The organism is Rhizobium sp. CCGE531, from assembly GCF_003627795.1.
Taxonomy (GTDB): Bacteria; Pseudomonadota; Alphaproteobacteria; order Rhizobiales; family Rhizobiaceae; genus Rhizobium.
The window spans coordinates 547,329-569,528 of sequence record NZ_CP032686.1; the positions used below are offsets into that span (position 1 = coordinate 547,329).

The 22,200-nt window shown below is 56.6% G+C and carries 14 protein-coding genes and 2 pseudogenes; 12 read left to right on the top strand and 4 right to left on the bottom strand.

The window, feature by feature from the left end; genetic code table 11:
• Position 1 precedes the first annotated feature (1 nt).
• Positions 2-1,114: an ABC transporter permease gene (locus tag CCGE531_RS28900; RefSeq protein ID WP_120670234.1), complete on the top strand. Its 1,113-nt coding sequence runs from the start codon at positions 2-4 to the stop codon at positions 1,112-1,114.
• A 581-nt stretch (positions 1,115-1,695) separates the two neighbouring features.
• The gene (locus tag CCGE531_RS28905) at positions 1,696-2,454 is read left to right on the top strand and encodes an SDR family oxidoreductase (protein WP_120670236.1); all 759 of its coding nucleotides are present in this window, start codon (positions 1,696-1,698) and stop codon (positions 2,452-2,454) included.
• A 102-nt stretch (positions 2,455-2,556) separates the two neighbouring features.
• Here the strand turns inward: CCGE531_RS28905 and CCGE531_RS28910 are convergent, their stop codons facing one another.
• Positions 2,557-2,760, bottom strand: a complete 204-nt coding sequence (locus CCGE531_RS28910) for a hypothetical protein (protein WP_120670238.1) — start codon at positions 2,758-2,760, stop codon at positions 2,557-2,559.
• Positions 2,761-2,795: 35 nt separating this feature from the next.
• Between CCGE531_RS28910 and CCGE531_RS28915 the strand changes: the two genes are divergently transcribed.
• From CCGE531_RS28915 to CCGE531_RS28960, 9 genes are all read left to right on the top strand, one after another.
• Positions 2,796-3,080, top strand: a complete 285-nt coding sequence (locus tag CCGE531_RS28915) for a GNAT family N-acetyltransferase (protein WP_120670240.1) — start codon at positions 2,796-2,798, stop codon at positions 3,078-3,080.
• A 779-nt stretch (positions 3,081-3,859) separates the two neighbouring features.
• Complete coding sequence (locus CCGE531_RS28925) at positions 3,860-4,498, top strand: response regulator (protein ID WP_120670244.1); 639 nt, start codon at positions 3,860-3,862, stop codon at positions 4,496-4,498.
• Between the two features lie 421 nt (positions 4,499-4,919).
• The gene (locus CCGE531_RS28930) at positions 4,920-5,606 is read left to right on the top strand and encodes a response regulator (RefSeq protein ID WP_120670246.1); all 687 of its coding nucleotides are present in this window, start codon (positions 4,920-4,922) and stop codon (positions 5,604-5,606) included.
• A gap of 790 nt (positions 5,607-6,396) precedes the next feature.
• Positions 6,397-7,581 (top strand): acetate/propionate family kinase, encoded by a 1,185-nt coding sequence (locus CCGE531_RS28935; RefSeq protein WP_120670247.1) that lies wholly within the window; start codon positions 6,397-6,399, stop codon positions 7,579-7,581.
• Positions 7,582-7,651: 70 nt separating this feature from the next.
• The gene (locus tag CCGE531_RS28940; protein ID WP_120670249.1) at positions 7,652-10,066 is read left to right on the top strand and encodes a phosphoketolase family protein; all 2,415 of its coding nucleotides are present in this window, start codon (positions 7,652-7,654) and stop codon (positions 10,064-10,066) included.
• Between the two features lie 467 nt (positions 10,067-10,533).
• Positions 10,534-15,015 carry a PAS domain-containing protein gene (locus CCGE531_RS28945; RefSeq protein ID WP_245459514.1) on the top strand — a complete coding sequence of 1,494 codons (4,482 nt, stop codon included), beginning with the start codon at positions 10,534-10,536 and terminating at the stop codon, positions 15,013-15,015.
• Positions 15,012-15,653, top strand: a complete 642-nt coding sequence (locus CCGE531_RS28950) for a response regulator (RefSeq protein WP_120670253.1) — start codon at positions 15,012-15,014, stop codon at positions 15,651-15,653. The genes CCGE531_RS28945 and CCGE531_RS28950 overlap by 4 nt, the downstream gene beginning before the upstream one ends.
• Positions 15,654-15,655: 2 nt before the next feature.
• Positions 15,656-16,033: a response regulator gene (locus CCGE531_RS28955; protein ID WP_120670255.1), complete on the top strand. Its 378-nt coding sequence runs from the start codon at positions 15,656-15,658 to the stop codon at positions 16,031-16,033.
• Position 16,034: 1 nt separating this feature from the next.
• Entirely contained in the window at positions 16,035-16,727 is a 693-nt protein-coding gene (locus tag CCGE531_RS28960; RefSeq protein ID WP_120670257.1) for a response regulator transcription factor, read from the top strand.
• A gap of 645 nt (positions 16,728-17,372) precedes the next feature.
• On the opposite strand, the pseudogene CCGE531_RS28965 reads toward CCGE531_RS28960, so the two are convergent.
• Together CCGE531_RS28965 and CCGE531_RS28970 are read right to left on the bottom strand one after the other, a co-directional pair.
• Positions 17,373-17,513: pseudogene (locus CCGE531_RS28965) on the bottom strand (IS110 family transposase); the annotation flags it as partial.
• A gap of 286 nt (positions 17,514-17,799) precedes the next feature.
• On the bottom strand, positions 17,800-19,086 hold the full coding sequence (locus tag CCGE531_RS28970) for an ATP-binding protein (protein WP_120670259.1): 1,287 nt from the start codon (positions 19,084-19,086) through the stop codon (positions 17,800-17,802).
• Between the two features lie 763 nt (positions 19,087-19,849).
• Between CCGE531_RS28970 and CCGE531_RS28975 the strand changes: the two are divergent.
• Positions 19,850-20,828 (top strand): annotated as a pseudogene (locus tag CCGE531_RS28975) (alpha/beta hydrolase).
• A gap of 77 nt (positions 20,829-20,905) precedes the next feature.
• Here the strand turns inward: CCGE531_RS28975 and CCGE531_RS28980 are convergent.
• Positions 20,906-22,177 carry a hypothetical protein gene (locus CCGE531_RS28980; protein WP_120670263.1) on the bottom strand — a complete coding sequence of 424 codons (1,272 nt, stop codon included), beginning with the start codon at positions 22,175-22,177 and terminating at the stop codon, positions 20,906-20,908.
• Between the last annotated feature and the right edge of the window lie 23 nt (positions 22,178-22,200).

Sequence of the window (22,200 nt, forward strand, 5' to 3'; positions counted from 1 at the left end):
GATGTGGTGGACGAGGCTTAAAGCACTTGTATTGAAGGAATTGCTAGCGGTGCTTCGTGACCCAAAGGGTCGCGCCATCCTAATCGGGCCACCAATCGTGCAGCTCGTGGTGTTCTCCTATGCGGCGACACTTGAGGTTCGAAACGTCGATGTGATGCTGCTCAATCGAGATGCAGGTCACTGGGGCGAGGAGCTGGTTGCACGTATCGAGGGGTCGCCGCGATTCCGACATGTCATGCTTACCGACAGTCCGCAGGAGATCCGCGACGCAATCGACCACCAGAGGGTGGCTGCTGCGATCACAGTCGGCCCGGATTTCTCTCGCACCATCGAAGCCGGAGAATCGGCGAACATGCAAATCCTGCTGGACGGGCGTCGATCGAACGCTGCCCAGATCGTTTCCGGCTACATTACCCAGATAGTGCTGGCGCTGGCCGCGGAGACGCCCGCAGGCAAACGGAGGGCGGCGACAATGATAGAAATCGTGCCACGCTACTGGTTCAATCCCAACCTCATCTACCAGTGGTTCATGGTGCCAAATCTCATCGCGAACATCGCGCTCCTGATTGGACTCATCGTGACCGCGCTCTCGATCGCACGAGAGCGTGAGCTCGGTACCTTCGACCAATTGATGGTCTCACCGCTGCGCACGCACGAAATTGTCATCGGCAAGCTTACGCCACCGATGTTGATCGGCCTGTTTCACATGACCGTCTACATTCTCGCCGCCGCTTTCATCTTCGCGGTTCCGCAGCGCGGGTCACTCGTTCTGCTTTACGCAAGTTCACTGTTCTATCTGGCCTCGATCGCAGGTATCGGCCTTTTCATTTCGGCGCTGTCGATGACCCAACAACAGGCAATCCTCGGCGCGTTCCTGTTTCTCGTGCCGGCAACGCTGCTCTCCGGCTTCGCAACTCCCATAGAAAACATGCCAAACTGGTTGCAGCCAATCACAGTAATCAACCCGCTGCGCTACTTTCTCGTCATCGTAAAAGGCATATTCTTGAAGGACATCCCCCTGTCCGAGGTATTGCACCAAACGTTGCCGCTGTTTGCGATTGCCGTCGTGACGCTAGGGGCAGCATCATGGCTGTTCCGAAGTCGCCTCGAATAGCTGCTAAGGGGCAGACCTATCGTTTGATAGCCGCTCCCGTCGGTCAACTATGGTGTTGGCTCGCGCTGCGCCCCGAAGAAATCAGATCAGATATTTGCTTCGAAATCCCAACCGTCTCAATCCGTATCTTGGTCACGGGACAGGCATCGGCTCGGATTTCATGTCGCGAGAACGGGTATGGCTCAGAAACTTCAATTGCTGCCGCTACTGATAAGTTTCTTTGGGGTTGCTGGAATCGTGATGTGGCATATGCGCCGATAGCCGTTGAAGCCACAATCGCGCCCAACCATCGTATAGCTATTCCGCCCTCCCAGCGGCGCGTACGATCCGGGCATAATCAAACACGTTAGGAAGGAGAAAATCATGCGGACGCCGGCGATGGGTCCGCTATGCACGGCCATGATCGCGTTACCTGCCGTCGCTGCGGATAAATCGCAGGCCGACATGGATGAGACGAAGCTGGTGTATCCCGACAACTAAGATTGCCGCCTGGGCAGCGAGAGTTCACGGCAAACCGCCGCTGCCTTGTTCTCGAAACCACGAAAGATCCCGCGAAGGATCTCCAAGCAAAGAGTAGAACCATGAGAATCGTTATTATCGGAGGCTCCGGCCTCATCGGAACAAAAGTTGCAGCGCTCCTCAGGAACCAGGGACATGATGTGCTACAGGCGTCCCCTTCCACCGGAGTCAACACGCTGACAGGCGAGGGGCTCCCTGGCGCACTCGCCGGCGCGGATGTTGTGATCGATCTGGCCAACTCTCCGTCTTTTCAGCCCAGTGACGTGCTCTCATTCTTCGAGCAGTCCACGTCGAATCTGATCAAGGCCGAGCAAGCAGCCGGTATTCGTCACCATGTGGCGCTTTCAATCGTCGGCATCGAAAGGTCGCCCGACAACGGTTACTTTCCGGGGAAAGTCGTGCAGGAAAGCATCGTCAAGAATGGCGGCGTTCCCTATACGATCGTCAGATCGACACAGTTTATGGAATTCCTGGGCGGCATCGCCGACAGCGCTACGGTTGGGCAGACAGTTCATGTATCGCCCGGCGCATTCCAACCCATAGCTGCAGACGATGTCGCAGGCTTCGTCGCTGAAGCTGCAACCTCGACTTCGGAAAACCGGACCATCGAAATCGCCGGGCCTGAGAAAAGGCCGATGAGTACGTTCGTGACCGGCTATCTTGCCGCCGCTGGTGACGCGCGGACCGTAGTCGTCGACAAGGAGGCCAGGTATTTTGGCTCTCTCGTCGACGACCAATCCCTGGTTCCCCTCGGAACGGCAAAGCTCGGGCGGCTGGACGTCAAGACATGGTTTGCGCAGCGCGCCAAGGCCGTTGCGTAAATTTCGAACGGACAAGCGGCCAAGGCCGAGAACATGTGCCTTGGCCGTTCCCAGTTGCAGCGTGAATGGCACATGCCAATTGCACCGTGATCAACGTGTTATTCAATCCGTGAGCGCGTCGGGCGATCCTGCTGCCCTCGTCGTCGGCGCAATCGCCGCGTGGGGAATCGGCGAGGTCTTCGCTGAGATGTCGCCGCTGGTAGTGTTCACAATTGCCGGATCGATGGCGAGCGTTTCATTGTTGGAGCGCCATCCGACATCATCACTTCCGTTTAGCTGAAGCAGCAGATCATATCGCTCCATCATAGCCCCATCCATGAACAGCTCGGAAGGAGAACGCAATGGATTCCCAAGTCAGAAACAACAGCGAACAGCACCGTTTTGAACGGCAAATTCACAATGGGATGTGGGCGGCGGCGTACTACGAAATTAAAAACGAAAACTTTGTATTTTTCCACGTCGAAGTCCCGGAATTTGAGGGGCAGGGTATCGGTGCGGCGCTTGTTCAGGGCGTTTTCGATATTCTTCGCGAGCAAGGTAGGAGAGCGATAATCAGGTGCTCCTTTATGGAAAACTTCTTGCTTGCCCACCCGGAATACCGTGACGTCGTGGCGGTCACGTCTTGACGCATTGATCCCAACGATTGCAGGCACGGCGGGCTGGTCCGCGAAGCCCGTTATCGGGCAAAGAAATGCCGAAATACCGCGCTGCAGGATTTGTCACGACAAGGTGAGGATCTTCAGTCGCGGCTACGAGCTCTTTCGCAAGCTCGACCCGTCGAAGTTGTTCGTGCCCGTCTATTTTCATAATCGTGTTAGTCGGTTTCGTCACCGCCAATTCGGCGATCGAGCAAGTATTGCCGAACCCTTCGCTACGTCGAATCCGTCACATTCGAGAAGCCGAGTGGTCCTGGAACCTGTCATTCCGGTTGCGCCGACAACGGCGATTTTCGTCACATTTTCCGGTAGTAAGGTGTTCCAGTTGCTGGGGTCCATTCACCATCGCGAGATTCGAACCTACTGCCAGCCAGGTCAATGCAAACCAATGTTTGGGATGCTGATGTATTTTTGAAATGATAGCTCGATCTTCGTGAGCTGTGTCAACCGGACGCGATGGAGATGATGAATGCAGGGTTTTTTCCGGTTTCTTCCTGTGGCCAACGAAATGGCAGCCGAGCGTCCCACCCATCCAGCCCAGGACCATAAGCCAGGACTGCCAGCCGCTGTCGGTCTTTGCTCACACGGTGTTGCGATGTAAACCGAGGTTTACCATCTGCCGAATGAGAACCCGTGATAAATTAGTTGCGAGCGGCCGCGAACGACGTCGTTTGGTTTGTCAACCATGTGGCGGTGGCTGCCATCCTCTTTTGAGGAATGCCCGTTTGCAAGTTAATGGAGGATAGGTCATGCAAAACTTGCAATTGACATCGGATTCGACCGCCGATCCCATTGTCTACGTCATCGATGACGACAAGGATGTGCGGGACGCTTTGCTCGATCTCTTCGAGGCGACGAAAAGGCGGGCCACGGCCTACTCCAGCGGGCACGAGTTCCTGAGCACGGCGGATACGAGCGCGCCTGGCTGTGTCGTGGTTGAACTTCGAATGCCTGAAGGTACAGGCCTTGACGTGCAGAGCCATCTGATTGCGATAGGAAGCCGAATGCCGGTCATCTTCCTGACGGCCGATGCAGATGTTCCAGCCAGTATCAGAGCGATGAAAGCCGGAGCGGCCGATTTCCTAACGAAGCCGTTCGTCAATCAGGATCTGCTCGATGCCGTCGACCACGCAATTCGGCAAGATGGCGCGAGACGGAAATTGAAACGCGACCGGGATCGGATCCGCGCGCTCGTCGACACGTTGACGCCGCGAGAGCTGGAGGTAATGTTTGGTGTCATCAGTGGGCTCATGAACAAGCAGGTCGCGTATCAACTCGGGATCAGCGAGATGACTGTGAAGCTGCATCGGATGAGCGTGATGCGCAAAATGCAAAGTCGTTCTCTTGCCGATCTGGTTCGCAAGGCTGAAAAACTTCAAAGGAATTGAGGGGAAACCCGCAAAACGCAAGCATGAGCGGAAAGGCCAGCCGTTGTAGTTTCGCATTCGTCAACGGCGCGACAATTGCCTCCCAAGTGACCGTGACAGCCTCGCTTCGGCCGCTCTCTCCCCAAGCGAAGCACGGTGGCATCAGCCTTGTCCGCCCAAGGCCGTCTTTGATTATCAAAGGCGGCCTTTTCTATGTTTGAACCTGCGCCACGAAGCAGGATGCGAAGACGCCCCTCCAGGCACATAAGCCACAAACCTGACCATCCAGACAAGGCCGCCCTAGACTTTCGGACAGGTTAACTGCGGCTGGAGTCTCATGGTGATCAATTTGCGAAAGCGATAAAGTTGGCTCTGAAACAATCTGCTGGGTCAAGAAAAAAGCCTAGACTGATCCCCATGAACACAACTCAGGAGAAGTCAAATGCTCGAGATTATCCGCTCTGACAGCCCGCAAGCGACCGTTCACATCATCGACGATGATCCCAACCTCAGAATGTCGCTATTGAATTTTTTCGAGTCGACCGCAATTTGCGCCGATGCATTCGGCACAGCCGACGAGTTCCTCGACAACGCCGATCTATCATTGCCGGGTTGCATACTCCTGGATGTCAGGCTTCCCGGAATGACCGGCATCGAGCTTCAGGCACGGCTAAAGGCGATGGGATATCCTCTTCCAATAATCTTTATGAGCGGCAACGCCAATGTGGCGATTAGCGTGCATGCCATGAAGGAGGGCGCGTTTGACTTTCTATTGAAGCCGTTCGATGGAGAGACCCTCATCGAAACCACCCTGTTGGCTTTCAAGCGCAATCTCGAACTGCGCGATCAGACCGCTGCTTTCCTACAATCACGGGCATGTGTGGAAACCTTAACACCTCGCGAAACGGAGGTCTTTGCCTATGTGTCCGAGGGTATGATGAACAAGCAAATCGCCTACGAGATGAAGATCAGCGAGATCATGGTGAAACTCCATCGGGGACGGATGATGAAGAAGCTGCAAGCTCGCTCCCTGGTCGACGTCGTCCGTAAATTCGACCAGATGCACGAGGCCAAGCGTATGAAGGTCGATACTACACGGCCGCTTGAGGTCGAAGACCTGCGTTCCTGAGCTTTGTCCGAGGGCCGGCGGGCACAGGTGGCCCCTTGAAACGTGTAAAACGCGCTTGGTCCGACAATTCATAAGCGAACGCAATGGCAGAAATGCATCGTTCGGGCTTAAGCATCATCAACTGAGTGCGTTCTAGCCTCTTTTTGAAAAGAAAAGTGCGCGGCGACATGCGGAAGGTGGTGAAACGCGCGCTTGAGATGACCGGTGCTCATGCGCGCATCTGCATCAAGATTATCGCCTTTAATAGCATTGGATAGTCGGATTTCGACAAAACTCGATGTCTTTCATATTGCCATTCCTATAGGCGGTCATGGCCGCGACATGAAACTGTTGTAATTGCAAACGTCGGTTGACGTACGAGCGCTGTATCCGGCAGGTTGTTAATTGTGATGGTTAGATCAACATTGTCTTTCTCGATCAGATCATTGAGTCAATTCCGCTCAGAAAGAGAACCATCTCCATGTTTCTAAGTGAAACACGGGGTTCTCCGGCTCCAGATCCAGCATAGTAACGCCTCCAGTCGTACGGTCTGCCAATCGCTGTTGTGCGAACGTATGGATGTTGCAGGAACTAAGGGCATTACGCAAACCTTCGTTTATCTGCCATGTCTTTAACTGCTTTACTAAAGTGTATCCTCAGCAATGAGCAAGATAGTTTATGCGTAACGTTTCAATTTCCCTTCTTCGTCGGTTCGCTCGCAGCAGCATAAAATCAGTTGCAGCTCCTCTTGGAGACCGTAGTCCGGCAGGACGCCACGACCATTGAACGACATCATCGCGAGAGATTGGACATGACGCACACTGACCAGCTTTTAACGTTCAATGCAGGATCATCGACGGTCAAAATAGGCCTGTTCGAGATCGACGGAAAAAGAGCCCACCGCATCGGTACGGGACTGATCGACTTCCGCCGCCGCCCTTTTAGCTTCCATCTAACCGAAGGATCTGCTGTCTTCGATGTTCCTCTGAAAGCAGAGGCGGACGAGGATCTACATGATACCATATCCGAAGCATTCGAAGTCCTCGGAGCACATTTCAATATAGACCGGATGCGTGCCGTCGGCCACCGTATCGTTCATGGGGGTGATCGGTTCACCGGTCCGGTTCGGCTCGATGCCGCCACTATTGGCGACATCGACGCGCTGGCGGCGCTGGCGCCGTTGCACCAATCACAAGCCCTGCGCCTGATCCTCGCCGTCAGACATTTGAAGCCCGCCCTCGCTCAAACGGCCTCATTCGATACCGCCTTCCACGCCACCCAAAGCGACCTCGTTCGCCGCTTCGCTCTTCCTCGAGCCTTGCACGACCAGGGAATCAAACGTTACGGCTTTCACGGCCTTTCCTATGCTTTCATTGCCGCTGAATTGTGCCGTCGCGCACCGGAGGCTGCCGCCGCCAAAATCATCATCGCCCATCTCGGCAGCGGCGCCAGCCTGTGCGCATTGGATGGCGGCATCAGCCGCGACTGCAGCATGGGGTTTTCGACGCTCGACGGCATTCCCATGGCGACGCGCTCCGGCACTCTTGATCCTGGCGTGCTGCTGCATCTTCTTGGAATGAAAGGCGCAACGCTGCAAAGCGTGGAAGATATGCTGTACCACCATTCCGGTTTGCTTGGTGTTTCTGGCATCAGCGCAGATACGCGCGATCTGCTGATGAGCGAACGATCGGAGGCGCGAGAGGCGGTTGACCTCTTCGCCTTGCGCATTGCCGGCGAGATCGGTCGCATGACGATGACGCTCGGCGGCCTCGCCGCCGTCGTCTTCACCGCGGGGATAGGCGAGCATCAGCCGGAAATACGCGCCGCGATCTGCGACCGCCTCCGATGGCACGGCCTTTATATTGACAGCGATGCGAATGCCGCTAATGCGCCAGTCATCAGCACATCAGCAAGCACCATCACAGCCTTCGTCATTCCAACTGACGAGGAGCAGATCATCGCCGATGAAGCCCTCGTGATTTTGGCGGCCGAGTAATTCAGATCACAAGCACCCCGTTTCATCGGGGTTAGTCTCACAGTCCACCACATTAAATCGGAGCAATCACATGGAAAAGCAGCTAGCCGCATCTTCCACTCTCACACCCGACGCTGCCGAACTGACGCTGATTGATCGCTACTGGCGAGCAGCGAATTATCTGTCTGTCGGACAGATCTATCTTCTCGACAATCCTCTGCTGCGCGAACCCTTGAAGGCAGAGCACATCAAGCCGCGGCTGCTCGGTCATTGGGGGACGACGCCAGGCCTCAACTTCCTTTATGCTCACCTCAACCGCATCATCCGCCAACGCGATCTCGATATCATCTATATTTGCGGGCCTGGGCACGGCGGTCCCGGCATGGTTGCCAACACCTATCTCGAAGGCACCTACAGTGAGATCTATCCGGATATTTCTGCGGATGCAGATGGCATGCGCAAGCTTTTTCGTCAGTTTTCCTTCCCGGGTGGAATTCCGAGCCACGCGGCGCCGGAAACGCCTGGTTCGATCCATGAGGGCGGCGAACTCGGCTATGCCCTTGTTCACGCCTACGGCGCGGTGTTCGACAATCCCGATCTGATCGCCGCCTGCGTCGTTGGCGACGGTGAAGCCGAGACCGGTGCGCTGGCCGCGAGCTGGCATTCCAACAAATTCCTCAATCCTACCCGAGACGGCGCGGTGCTGCCGATCCTGCATCTCAATGGCTATAAGATCGCCAATCCGACCATTCTTGGCCGCAGCAGCGATGAAGATCTGCGCCATCTCTTCATCGGCTATGGCTACGAACCCTTCTTCGTCGAAGGATCGGACCCATACCAGATGCACCAGACAATGGCAGTCACCTTCGAACTGGTCTTCGATCGTATCCGCGCCATTCAACGGGAGGCCCGCACCGGCGCGCCCGGAAATTTCTGCCCCCGTTGGCCGATGATCATGCTCCGGAGCCCAAAAGGCTGGACGGGACCAAAGGAAGTCGACGGTAAAAAGGTGGAAGGCTTCTGGCGCGCGCATCAAGTGCCCGTTTCCAATTGCCGAGAGGATGAGGGACATCGCAAGATCCTGGAGGACTGGATGCAAAGCTACGATCCCCAGGATCTATTCGGTCCCGACGGACGATTGAAGGCCGAATTGCGCGCGCTCGCGCCGGAGGGTAAACGACGTATGGGCGCCAATCCTCACGCCAATGGCGGTCTCCTGCGTTGTGAACTCGTCGTTCCGGACATTCACGACTACGCCGTAGCGATCCCCGAACGCGGCGGGACAATGGCACAATCGACGGAAGTCCTCGGCCATTATTTGCGCGACACCCTGGCTCTTAACGCAGATCGCGCCAATTTCCGCATCTTCGGGCCTGACGAAACGGAGTCCAACCGTCTCGGCAGCGTCTTCGAAGTTACCGACCGCGCCTGGATGGGCGAAACAAAGCCCTATGACGAGCATTTGAGCCGCGACGGCCGGGTGATGGAGGTGCTCAGCGAGCATCTCTGCCAAGGTTGGCTTAAGGGCTATCTGCTAACTGGCCGGCATGGCCTGTTTTCCTGCTACGAGGCATTCATCCACATCATCGATTCAATGTTCAACCAGCACGCCAAATGGCTGAAGGTGTCGCGCGAGCTACCGTGGCGCAAGCCGGTTTCGTCACTGAACTACCTGTTGACCTCTCACGTCTGGCGGCAAGACCACAATGGCTTCAGTCACCAAGATCCGGGGTTCATCGACGTTGTTGCCAATAAAAAGGCAGATACGGTGCGTATCTATCTGCCGCCTGACGCGAATTCCTTGCTTTGGATCAGCAACCATTGCTTAAGCACCTTTGACCGCATCAACGTCATAGTGGCCGGTAAGCAGCCGGAACTCCAATGGCTGCCGATGACCGAAGCCATCGAGCATTGCAAGGCGGGGATCGGAATCTGGGAGTGGGCTGGTAACGAACGGAGTGCCGTCGAGCCCGATGTGGTTATGGCTTGCGCGGGCGACGTGCCGACGATGGAAACGCTCGCCGCGGTCGATCTCCTCCGTCAGAACATTCCGGAACTGTCGATTCGCGTCGTTAATATCGTCGACTTGATGGCTCTTCAATCCAAGGAACAACACCCCCACGGCCTCACCGATGAAGATTTCGATGGGCTGTTCACGCCGGATCGACCTGTGATCTTCGCCTATCACGGCTATCCTCACCTGATCCACCGCCTCGTCTATAGGCGCACCAACCACGGCAATATCCACGTCCGGGGTTTTATCGAGGAAGGCACAACAACGACGCCATTTGACATGACCGTTCTCAATGAGCTCGACCGCTACCATCTGGCCATGGAGGCAATCATGCGCGTACCGGGACTCAAGGAAAAGGCGGTCGAGGTGATTGACCATTTCCGCAATAAGCTCGAAGAACATCACCGATATGTTCGCCAATGCGGTGAGGACATGCCGGAAATCAGCAAGTGGAAATGGCCCTATGACAGCAATGGGTACCGCTTGCCTTGAACACTGTCTCGTCCAGAATGAGGTCGGGCAACCGGCCCTCACGTGACGACTAGCCAAACCAGCGGACCACCAAACAGGCCACAGCACCAATCAAAACACCGGCCAAAACCGCATTGCTAAACGCGCACCATCCAAACATGACATCACCTGCGCGACGTGTGGTTCGGAGCTTACTCGATCCGGATAAGAGGAGTGATCTCGGATGGAGCTGCCGAGACGATTGCTTTGGATTGATGCGGTAATGTCGCGCCCGGCCTCACCGAACCTTCTCGGTTTGCCCGGTGCATCGGGGCTTTCCAAGAGCGCAACAACAACGTTTCCGTGTAATGCATGGATTTCCATGAGTTGCAGCTGGAGCCTTGCGGGATTACGTTGCCATCATGAGTTCGCCAGCCCCAAAAACGAGAATACGTTATATAAAACACATTGACGGTCGTCTGGCTTTCGTTGCCCGACAGCGGCTGCGGATACTACGCATATGGTCGCACCACCCCCAGTTCTTGCATCTGGGCCTTTTTATTGCTGCCTATATCCTGGGCTGCGGATTCGCTCAGTTGCTCGCAATCGTGCCAGGAACAGGTATTTCCATTTGGCCGCCGAGCGGGCTTTTCATTGCTACGCTCCTTCTTTCCTCCCGGTCTAGCTGGCCATGGTGGATTCTGGGGGGCTGCTTGGCTGAATTGTTCAGCAATTTTCTGTGGTTTCACAGTCCGTTTCCTGCTGCCTTCCTGATCTATATCGGCAACGCTCTGGAAGCGGTCGTTGGGGCATGGCTCGTGAGCCGGATTTTGAGGCAATCGATTCGGCTGGAAACCTTGCGGGAAGTTCTTGCATTCGTCTTGCTGGGGGCCGGAATTGCGCCAGTTGTAAGCGCGACCGTGGGAAGTGCGACACTTGCATGGTTTGGCATACTGTCGCAAACCTTCGAGGCGGCTTGGCCCCTTTGGTGGATCGGAGATGCCACTGGGGTCTTGATCGTAGCTCCACTGGCGCTGGTCGTATTCCAGAACTGGCGCGGTAAAGCACAGCTTTCGGCCGCTCGCTGGATCGAAGCCTGCGCCCTGGGGCTGATCTTACTTGGCGTCGCCGCCCTTTCGCTGAGCGGTTACCTGCCATTTGCCTATATTATCATGCCGCCCCTCCTTTGGGCTGCGGTGCGTTTCGAGTTCAAAGGTGCCGCCGTCACCTTGGCTCTCCTTGCGCTGATCACCGCCGTTTTTACATTATCCGGCGCAAGTCAGTTTACCGGCAATCCGGAGTCGCAGAGGCACCAGCAAATCATGCTGCAGCTTTTTCTGGCGATCTCGGCATTTTCGGCGCTGATCGTAGCCGCCATATCCCGGCAGTACCAACTGGCGGTGCTTACATTGCATCAAAGCCTGGAGGCCTTGCGCGACCGGGAGCGGGAGCTCTCGCAATTGGTCGATATGGTCCCGAGCCACGTTTGGCGTCTGCGGCCCGACGGCGAGCCGACTTTCTTCAACAAGCGCATGGTCGATTTCCTCGGTCTGGACGTCAGTAATGCCGACAAATCGGGCATGAGCCGGTTGGAGGCTGTCATTGGAACCGTCATTCATCCCGATGATGCGTTTGAGCTCAAGAATACCTTGAGACGTAGTCTTGTCACTGGCGAGGCGTTCGCCATGCGCTATCGACTGCGGCGGAACGACGGCGTCTATCGCTGGATGTCAAGCCGTGCTGAGCCGATGAGGGATCAGACTGGAAGCATCACCCAGTGGTATGGCATCGGTCACGATGTCGAGGACCAGATGCAGGCCGAGGAGGCAGTGCGGCGGAGTGAGCGGCAGCTTCAACAACTGATCGACGCTGTGCCGGCCATGATCTGGACTGTAACGAACGAAGGAAAGCCGGACTACGTGAACAAGCAGTTCACAGATATCGTGGGCGCTACGCTTGCCGATATGAGAGCGCCCGACGGCATTGCTTCACTAAATTTGATCCATCCTGAAGACAAGCAAAGGGCTGCACAGGCATTGGCCGACTCACTTATTACCAGACAACCTTACAGCCTGAGACTTCGGCAACTTCGGCACGACGGGGTTTATCGCTGGGTTGAGGCCCGGGTTGCACCTTTGCAAGATGAGTCTGGAGCTATCCTGCGATGGTACGGCGTCAACGTCGACGTGGACGACGAGGTTCGCGCACAGGAGGCGTTGCGAGAGCGAGAGCGGGAGCTGTCGCTGCTCGTCGATATGGTCCCGGTTCACATCGGCCGCATGTCGCCCAACGGCGAGCCGACCTTCTTCAGCAAGCGTACTTTGCAATCCATCGGCCTCGACCACGTCGCGGCTTGGGACAAACCTGACATGAGCCGCTTGGTGGCCCTCATAGGGGCAACCGTCCATCCCGAAGATGGCCTGCGCATGCGGGAGGTGCTCGACCGCGCCCTCGCCAGCGGTGAGCCTTATACGATAAGATATCGCCGCCGCCGCGCAGACGGCGTCTATCGCTGGATGGAGGGCCGCGCCGAGCCATTGCGGGATGAAAAGGGAGTGATCGTGCAATGGTACGCGGCTGCCCTAGACATCGATGACGAGGTGCGCGCGCAGCGGGCCCTGGAAGAACACGAGCGGGAGCTCCAGCAGCTGATCGATGCGGTGCCGGCTCTGATTTGGGCCACAACACCCCAGGGAACGCCGATCTACATCAACAAGCGGTTCAGGGATGTAACGGGCGCTACGCTCGAGGATATCACGGCGCCTGATGGGTCGCCGTCCCTGAGCGTGATCCATCCAGACGACAGAGACGTGGCTCGGCAAGACATCAGCAATTCGTTCCGAACGGGTGCCCCCTACGTTCAGAGGTATCGTCAGCTGCGGACCGACGGCAGCTATCGTTGGACTGAGACCCGGGCAGAGCCGTTGCGCGACGATACCGGTGCGATTGTCCACTGGTACGGCGTGAGCGTGGATATCCACGATCTCGTGACCGCGCAGGAGGCTTTGCGACAAGGCGAACGGCGCTACCGCGACCTCTTCCACTACATGCCCATCGGGCTCACCCAGGTGGACGCAAGCAAGCTCATCCCCTTGTTCAAGGAGCTGCGGGAACAGGGTGTGACGGAACTCAAAACCTATTTAGACGAACATCCGGAATTCCTGCCGCGTGCGCTGGAAGCTCTGGAAATTGAAGAAGTCAACCAGCATATCATCACGATGTTCGGCGCGAAGAATGCCGAGGAGATGCTCGGGTCGATTTCCCGCTACTGGCAACCGAGCATGGCCACCATACGACGCTCCATCGAGGCGCGGTATCGAGGCGAAGAAGTTTTTCAGGAAGAGACCAAGGTAGCGCGCATGGACGGTAGCGTCATCGATGTTCTTTTCACAACCGCCCGGCCCGGCGCGGTTGCCGACAAGAGTCTGGTCGGTTTCATCGATATCACCGAGCGCAAGAAGGCGGAGATGGCATTGCGCAACCGGGAGCGGGAATTCTCGCAGCTCGTCGACATGGTTCCGAGCCTCCTCTGGCGGCTAAATCCAGCGGGCGAACCGCTCTTCTTCAGCAAACGCATGATCGAGTTCATCGGTTTAGATGTTGGGGATTACGATGGGGCGGAAATAAGCGGGCTAGCTGCCGCCATCGCGGCGCTCGTCCATCCCCATGATGCGATCCGACTGGCGGACGCGCTCAACCACTCTTTCGCCACCGGTGAGACCTTTTCACTGAATTATCGCCTCCGTCGCGCGGATGGGGTCTATCGCTGGATGTCGGGGCGTGCGGAGCCTATGCGGGATGAGAGCGGGCGCATCGTCCAGTGGTACGGCCTCTCGCATGACATCGACGATCAACTGCGCATTGAGGAGGAGGTGCGTGAGAGAGAACGCTCGCTCTGGCAGCTCGTTGAAACGCTCCCCGTCATGATCGATTGCGCCGCACCGGATGGCGAGCCGGTCTATCGCAACCCTCAACTCCGCGATTTCCTTGGATATAAGCTCGAAGATCTGGACGGGACAGGAAAGTCCCGATTGGCCGGCACGCTCGATGCCGGCGTTCATCCTGACGAGGTCGCTGGCGTCAAAGAGAACTATGCGCATTCATTGGCGACGGGCCAACCTTACGCGCGTAGGCACCGCCTGCGTCAATTCGATGGCGAATATCGCTGGGTTGAGACCCGTGCTGCTCCAATGCGAAACGCGGGAGGTGCGATCGTTCAGTGGAATGTCATCTGCCTGGATATCGATGGCGAAGTTCGGGCGGAGGAAAAATTGCGTCTTGCGCAAGAGAGTCTTGCACGGGCAAGCCAGGCGGCGAGCCTCTCTGAGCTTTCGGCTTCTATCGCCCATGAGGTGAACCAGCCCCTGGCGGCCGTCGTTGCGAATTCGCACGCCTGCCAACGCTGGCTCATGGCCGAACCGCCAAATATCGAGCGAGCCGAGAAAACGGTAGAACGCATCATTCGGGATGCCAACTCGGCGGCGGATGTTGTCAGCCGCATTCGCGCCTTGTTCAAGCAATCTGTGGATGCGAGGGTCTACACGGCACTCGCTAGCGTTATCAACGAAGCGCGGAGCCTGGTGGCTGTTGAAGCATCACGACGTCACGTGCGGATGGACGTGAAGATCGATGGCGACTTTCCGCTCGTTGCCATCGATCGTGTCCAGATCCAGCAGGTTCTGATCAATCTCATTCGCAACGGCATGGAGGCTATGGACTCTATTACCGGCGACCGAGTGCTGGGGATACACCTGCGCTATATGGGGGATGTCATCCAGACTGACATCAGCGATCTCGGCCAGGGTATTGAATTTCCAGAGAGAATATTCGAGCCGTTCTTTACGACAAAAGAAGACGGCATGGGTATGGGGCTGGCGATCTGCCGTTCTATTGTCGAGTCACACGGCGGACGGTTGTGGGCGGAGAACAACCAGCCGCATGGCGCGAGGTTCACCTTCACCCTGCCGGTTGAAATGAAGGCGGTACCATGACAACCGACGATCATATTGTCTTCATCGTTGATGACGACGAACGAATTCGAGAGGCACTGAGCGAGCTCCTTGACTCGCATGGCATGCGCGCAGCCGTATTTGGATCCGCAGGCGACTATGTCAGCGCGGACAAGCCGGATGTCCCTGCCTGCCTCATCCTCGACATCGAATTGCCTGATATCAATGGCCTTGACCTCCAGAAACAGATCGCGGATGGGGGTCATCCACCGATAGTCTTCATTACAGGACATGGTGACATCCCATCTTCGGTGCGCGCGATCAAGCACGGCGCCGTTGATTTCCTGACCAAGCCTTTTAGCGAAGCGGATCTGATGGCAGCGGTCCGCGCAGCGATTGCCCAGGATCGGGAAAAGAGATTGGAACGCGCTGAGCTCAGCATTCTGAGACAACGCTATCTGGAGCTGACACCGCGAGAGCGCGAGGTTTTGCCGCTCGTCGTGAGCGGTCTTCTCAACAAACAGGCGGCGGCAGAGCTAGGGATCAGTGAAGTCACGCTGCAAATCCACAGAAGGAACGTGATGCAGAAAATGGCGGCAGCATCGTTCGCCGATCTCGTTCGCATGGCGGAGAGACTGGAAACACCGATTACCCACTCACGAAGAGTGGGAGGGAATTGAACATGAACAAGACAAGACATGTCGTGGCAGTTGTTGATGACGATCCGAGAATGCTTGAGTCGGTCGGCGACCTCCTGGAATCTGCGGGCTATGTGGCTCGTAGTTTCTCGTCGGCAGCATCGTTGCTCGTCAACGGACTATCGGACCTGGATGTGCTCATCACCGATATAGGGATGCCTGGCATAGACGGTTTTGAACTTCGCGACCTCGTGAAGAAGGCACGTCCAGAACTGCCGGTATTCCTGGTCACAGGCCGCCACGAAATAGCGGATCAGAGCCGCGCTCGAGGCATCAGCGGTTTTTTCCGCAAGCCCTTCGATGCTCAGGCCCTACTCGCCGCGATCGCCAATGCGTTGCACGAATCGAGAGATGGAGGGTGACATGAGAGTTGACCAACCGTTGCTGCGCAGATCGGCGCCGTTATCACTGCAGTGTGGAAAAGAAGAGGATCAGCCGCTCGTCGTTATTGTCGATGACGATGCATCTGTTCGAGAAGCGTTGGCGGAATTGATCCTGTCAGCGGGCTTCCAGCCGGTGTGCTTTGCCTCGACCCGGGAATTGCTTGGCGCCGATATATTGGACCGCCCCGGCTGCTTGATACTCGATGTGCGCATGCCCGGCGCAAGCGGTCTCCATTTGCAGCAGCATCTTGCGGAAAGCGGCAACCCCAAGCCGATCATCTTTCTGACCGGGTATGGTGATATTCCGATGACCGTCCAGGCGATGAAGGCGGGCGCTGTGGATTTTCTGACCAAGCCGGTGCGGGACCAGACACTGCTTGACGCTGTGACTACGGGCATTGCAATGGATGTCGAACGACGGAAGGAAGCCGCGATCGCCAGGCGCAACATAGAACGTCTTGAGACGTTGACGCAGCGCGAGCGCGAAGTGCTGTATGAAGTGGTGCATGGACGACTTAACAAGCAGATCGCCTTCGATCTTGGCATTAGTGAAGTCACAGTCAAACTCCATCGCAGCAATGTCATGCACAAGATGGAGGCGGCTTCCATCGGAGAACTGATCCGGGCGTGGGAAACTCTGCCTTTACAAATGCGCGAGGCGGGCACGCGCTAAAACTGAAACCGCTCTGCGGCAGAGGCGTTGTCACGTTGCCTGTGGCTTAACGCTAGAACGATCATTGGGCTGAAATGAGCAAGCCCTGTGATCGGTTACAAGAATGTCGAGCCCTACCTCCCTTTCACCCTGATTTTTATTTTGCGATACAACCCAGAACCCTTGCGGCACGCTGCTTTATTCGTATTAGTCTGGGTTCATGGAAAATGGAAAAAGCATTGAAAGGGACGCGGAACTTAACAGCCTAAAACGAAGCTTCATAGTGGAACGTATCACTTCACAGCGCAATATTAAGTCATTCTTTTTATTCACGAAACTCCCGCGACATTGCAATCTGACTTCGAGGGACTACGGTTCAAATCCCATATGTGGACGGCCCCCGACTCGCAAGATATTTTGAGATAATTTGATCTGATCGCTTGCGTCCATATGTCCGGCCTGTTGTTGCGTTCGCACATGAACGCTGGCCAAGATGGTTTCCGCAACACAGGTCCCAAACATCAAGGCGGCCTTGAGGGGCCAATGGGATTCCCGGGGTGTCCTGTGTCCCGGATCGATCGATCACACCATCTGCTATTATCCTGCAAGTTGTCGTATTACCAACACGTGGTGAAGATCATGTCCCTGGTTCTTGCTTCCCAATCGTCATGCGGCGCATCCCGTCAAAGCTGGCCCTGATTGCGCGCTGTATGTCTCTCCGGAGACCATGAGCTTCCAAGCCATGCGCGCCATCTTGTTGGCGAGTGCGACAGCTGCCAGTTTAGGCGGCTTGCGCTTGAGCAGCTCAGTCGGTTCTGTCGCAAAACGGAATGGCAAGGTATCTCCGGCATTAAGCCCTCTTGTTTTCAGGGGAGCTGCAAAGCACACAAACAAACCGGCGATATCGCCTCCACTGACGGTGTGGCGGGACATTTTCCTGCTGTGACCGCTACTCACCCCTGATGGGAACTCAAGAGCGTGACTATCAGCTCAGACGCGGATTTGATCCCGACGCAATCGCTTCGATCGATTAGGGCCTTCCCAAACCTGGTTGAGTATCTTGGCCGCTAAAGCCGACTTTATCCAAGCCCGCTCATGATGGCGTTGTTGCCTTCGGGAATGAACTGAAGATCGACACCGGTATCGCAAATTGCCTGTCTCCAAATGCTAAGACCTGATCCCCGGTGTAGATCACCAAGCCTAAAAAGTCCCATTTGGCGGCAGGACCGCTCTTAAAGACATCGAAGTTATCGAAGTCGGCGCGGGTGACGGTCGAGGAGGCTTTCATCTCGAATCCCACGGCGAGGTTGCCGCTCTCCGCCACGACATCGACTTCGCGTCCTCTCCGGTCTCGCCAGTGGTAGAGACGCCATTCATCGCGCTGCAAGGAGATACATTTCAGCAACTCAGTAAACACGTAGGTTTCGAAAAGTGCGCCTAAAGGGGTCTGATCTTTCCCGAGCGCGAAATCGCCTGCCGCCAATCCACGCAAGGCGGCAGTAATTCCTGTATCGATGAGGTGGCACTTTGGTTGCTTGATATCGCGCCCCGCCTCGCCGGACGTCCAGGTGGGCAATCTGATGACAAGCGACAGGCGTTTCAGGATATCTACATATTCTCCTACGACCTGCCTTGTCAGGCCGACCTTGTCGCCGAGATCGGTCATGTTCAGTTCGTTTCCGGTTCTGACGGCAAGTTGATTTATCAACCGACGCATCGAATCCGGTCGTCTTATTTTCATGACGTCCGCGACATCCCGGTCTACGATGGTGTCGATGTACTCTCTGTATCTGCGTTGACGAGAGCGTTCCGACAGAGGCCGGATTTCGGGATACCCGCCGCGAATGATGCGGTCGATCACCTCGATCTTCGATATACTCCTGCAGGGGGGCAACGCATTCAGTTCACCACTCTGTTTGGCCCAGTCCAATATCAAGCATGGACCGGCATCGTCGATCTCCGCTGAGCTTAGGGGCAGCATCTTGAGCGTCTGAACCCTGCCTGCAAGAGAATCGAGTACATCAGCTGAAACGAAAACATTCGAGGAGCCAGTCAGGAGGAATTGGCCCATCCTGCGATCGGCGTCGACAACGCGCTTTATTGTGAGCGCAATCTTCTTTGAGCGCTGGACTTCATCAATGATGATGGGCTCGCCGTTCGCGGCCGTGACCAAGGTTTGCATCTGGCCTCGCGGATCGGCTTCAATCGCCGCAAGAACATTCTCATCGTCGAACGACACAAAATGGCCGCTTCCCAGCATATCACGCACGAGGGTCGTCTTGCCGATTTGGCGTGGGCCGATCAGGTTAACGATCCGTGCGCTTTCAAGTGCAAGCTCCAGCTCCGACCTTATGTGTCTCTCGTATAAGTCGTCGGCCATGGCATTTCCTGAAGCAAAAATACGAGATTAATCAGCTGGATAGGAGCCTTTATGGCTTGGGCGGAATGTTAACCACAGCCTTGGCAGAATGTCAATTTAAATGTGGCAAAACGTTAATTAGATGTATGGCGAAATGTTAAATAGAGTCATGACGAAATGTTAATTTACAAGTCGACGGAATGCAAAATGGAATTCCTTCTCGGTGGTCTCTACCTAAAGGAGTTGTGACAGTACGGTATTGTCACCTCCAACGCCCTTGTTCGATAAGCTCGCTGGGATCGTTCAGCTAAAGGTTCGAATCACCCCCACAACCTGATTAAGATGGTCCAGGGATGCTGCAAGGGCGGATAAAGATGCAGCAACGTCCTCAGGATAATGAAGTCGAGACGTGTGAGATAGTCCGCCATCCGACCCTGCTTACGACGTTCGCACCCCTACAGCAGTTCCGATCAAGGCAACGACGACGAAAGCCGCAACTGCCTGTCTCTCTTGTATGACCATTTGCTGACACTCGGGAATGGTTATCCGACGTGGGCTTAGCTCGGTTAATAGTTGAAGTATGTGGTAGACTTGGTGACATCAGTATCGCCCACTCTCCACAATGTTTTGCCCAATTAAGGTTCCGATTGTTTCAAAAAAATTGCCCTGCCGGGTGGGGCCAGGCAGGGCAGCAACAGGAGCGCTGTTGAACGCGCGAGTCGGGGTGAACTGGAGTTCAGTAACTTGCGCAGCTTCAATCTATCATTGTGTGACAGCTTTGTGAATGCCACTAATCGCATCTACGATCCCAACACCTGATGGCGCTTCCAGGCGCCTGCTCAAGGGGGTTGCCGCCGCCGGCGTCGGCCTTGCCGCTGTTGGCGTCAGTCAGCTCAGCCGATGCAAAAACACCGACGCCGACAAATACCGGCAAGCCGACAGCGGACCGGCTGATCATGAAAGATGGCACCAGCCTCTACTTCAAGGACTGGGGCACCGGGCCGGCCGTGGTGTTCAGCCATGGCTATCCGCTCTCGTCCGACGCCTGGGAAGACCAGATGTTCTTCCTGCTGCAGAACGGCTATCGCGTCATCGCCCACGATCGTCGGGGCTTTGGGCGCTCGAGTCAGCCGTCCAGCGGCTACGACTATGACACCTTCGCCGACGACCTGGCCCAGCTCGTCGGGGCGCTCGATTTGCGCGAGGCGACATTCGTCGGCCATTCGATGGGCGGCGGCGAGGTCGCACGCTATGTCGCGCGCCATGGCCAGAGCCGCGTCGCCAAGGTCGCTTTCGTTTCTTCGGTGACACCGTTTCTGCTCAAGACCACGACCAATCCGAACGGTGCTCCTAAGAAGCTGTTCGACACGTTCCGCGCCGCCGTGCAGACAAACCGGTCGCAGTGGAATCTCGACGTCACCATGCCGTACTACAGCTTCAATCGTCCCGGGGCGCACGTCTCAGAAGGCCTGCGGGAGAGCTATTGGCGGCAGGGCCAGATGACAGGTTTTCTTGCCGCCTACCATGCGCTCGGGGCGTTTTCAGAAACCGATTTCCGCGATGACCTCAAGAAGATCACCGTTCCCGCGCTGGTGGTTCATGGCAGCGACGACCAGATCGTGCCGCTGGAAATCTCCGCGAAGTTGACCGCCGGGCTCATTCCACATGCGAAGCTCATTGTCTACGAAGGCGGCTCCCACGGGCTGCTGCATGTCGACAAGGACCGCTTGAACGCGGATCTGCTGGCGTTCCTTCGCGGCTGATGGCGTGCATCATTTGGAGGTGGGGACCGGCGTCCATCCCGATCGCCTGTCCTCAGCGGAAATTGATCGGGAGGCGTTCAAAGCGGCCGTTGCAATTGAGCCGCTTTCCAGAGGAAAGGGTTATGCTTCAGCCCCGCCAGCACGGCCCATGCCGTCGCCCCTATGTGAGGCAGGCGGTAGTACTTGAAATCGCCGAGATCCGAGGTCGGGCCGACCTGAAGGCCGGTGGAAAGCTGCTCCTGGTTGGTCGCATAAACCAAGCCATCCGGTGCGATCTGCGTAGAGATCGTGTCGAACAGCGGTCCTGCCTTGTCCTCCTGGCCGACGAGACGAAAGACAAGCGCCGCCTGCGCGGTGCCTTCCAGCCAGATGCCGTCGCGATCCTCGTTGAAATCGAAGCCGCCAGCGACACCATGATTGCGCTCGGTCCATTCCAGCACCCGGCGGGCCTTATCCGCATAGGCCGGAACTGCGATCAGCGGCCAGAGTTCGGAATCGAGGCCCGACGTGCCGGTATTCGGCGCGTTGCTGCCGGGCACGCTGCCGATGTAAAAATGACCGGCCGGCTCATCCCACATTGCGTCCAGGAACAAGCGGGCGAGCTCGGCATGGCGCTTCCAGTCGCCGCTGGGATCAAGGCCGGCAAGCCAACGGTTTGCGGCATAGACGTCGAGATTATGCTCGGTGGATTTCCATGTCATGCGATCGGGCGTGGGCTCTCCGCCGAAAAAGCCGCCGAAATAACCGACATTGTCGGGATCCTCGGTATTTTCATCGACCCACGCCATGACCGTGCGCGCAGAGTCGAGATAGGCCGGATCGTTGGTTTCGTCGTAGGCGGTGAGCAGCGCCAGCGCGCCCCAGGCCGTGCTGCCCGTGGCACTGCCGACCTGATATCCATCCTCGAGCCAGGCATTGTTCGCAGTGCTCCAATAGCCGGGCAGCAGCATGCCGTTCGCACTCACGATAACAATGCCGGAGCGATACGCATTCCGCAGCCGGCCGTCGCGATAATGGCGGTCGGTATACAGCGCCAGCACCAATGCGTCGGCAACGCGTTTTGCCTCAGGCCTTCGGCCGCACGCATAAAGCGCCATGACCGCCAGCGCATTGTCGTAGGTGAAACCGCTATTCTCGAGCGCCGGATGCAGCGTCGAATTCTGGTCGAAAGGCTCGAAACTGCGGAAGATGAAGGGCTGCGCGGGGTCACCGGTCATGCGCGCGGCAAGGCCGTCGCAGAGCTTAGCCGCGAGCTTTGCATGCGGGTCCTCATCACCAGCCCTTGAGCCTGAAATCCCAGGAACAACAAGCGTGCCGAGCACCAGAAGCCACCTCGCAACAGCGATCATCAGACCTCCTTTGACGATGCTTT

Bases quoted from the DNA above. Each gene is read 5' to 3' on its own strand.
- CCGE531_RS28900 (WP_120670234.1), top strand. From the start codon at position 2: ATGTGGTGGACGAGGCTTAAAGCACTTGTATTGAAGGAATTGCTAGCG.
- CCGE531_RS28905 (WP_120670236.1), top strand. From the start codon at position 1,696: ATGAGAATCGTTATTATCGGAGGCTCCGGCCTCATCGGAACAAAAGTT.
- CCGE531_RS28910 (WP_120670238.1), bottom strand. From the start codon at position 2,760: ATGATGGAGCGATATGATCTGCTGCTTCAGCTAAACGGAAGTGATGAT.
- CCGE531_RS28915 (WP_120670240.1), top strand. From the start codon at position 2,796: ATGGATTCCCAAGTCAGAAACAACAGCGAACAGCACCGTTTTGAACGG.
- CCGE531_RS28925 (WP_120670244.1), top strand. From the start codon at position 3,860: ATGCAAAACTTGCAATTGACATCGGATTCGACCGCCGATCCCATTGTC.
- CCGE531_RS28930 (WP_120670246.1), top strand. From the start codon at position 4,920: ATGCTCGAGATTATCCGCTCTGACAGCCCGCAAGCGACCGTTCACATC.
- CCGE531_RS28935 (WP_120670247.1), top strand. From the start codon at position 6,397: ATGACGCACACTGACCAGCTTTTAACGTTCAATGCAGGATCATCGACG.
- CCGE531_RS28940 (WP_120670249.1), top strand. From the start codon at position 7,652: ATGGAAAAGCAGCTAGCCGCATCTTCCACTCTCACACCCGACGCTGCC.
- CCGE531_RS28950 (WP_120670253.1), top strand. From the start codon at position 15,012: ATGACAACCGACGATCATATTGTCTTCATCGTTGATGACGACGAACGA.
- CCGE531_RS28955 (WP_120670255.1), top strand. From the start codon at position 15,656: ATGAACAAGACAAGACATGTCGTGGCAGTTGTTGATGACGATCCGAGA.
- CCGE531_RS28960 (WP_120670257.1), top strand. From the start codon at position 16,035: ATGAGAGTTGACCAACCGTTGCTGCGCAGATCGGCGCCGTTATCACTG.
- CCGE531_RS28970 (WP_120670259.1), bottom strand. From the start codon at position 19,086: ATGGCCGACGACTTATACGAGAGACACATAAGGTCGGAGCTGGAGCTT.
- CCGE531_RS28980 (WP_120670263.1), bottom strand. From the start codon at position 22,177: ATGATCGCTGTTGCGAGGTGGCTTCTGGTGCTCGGCACGCTTGTTGTT.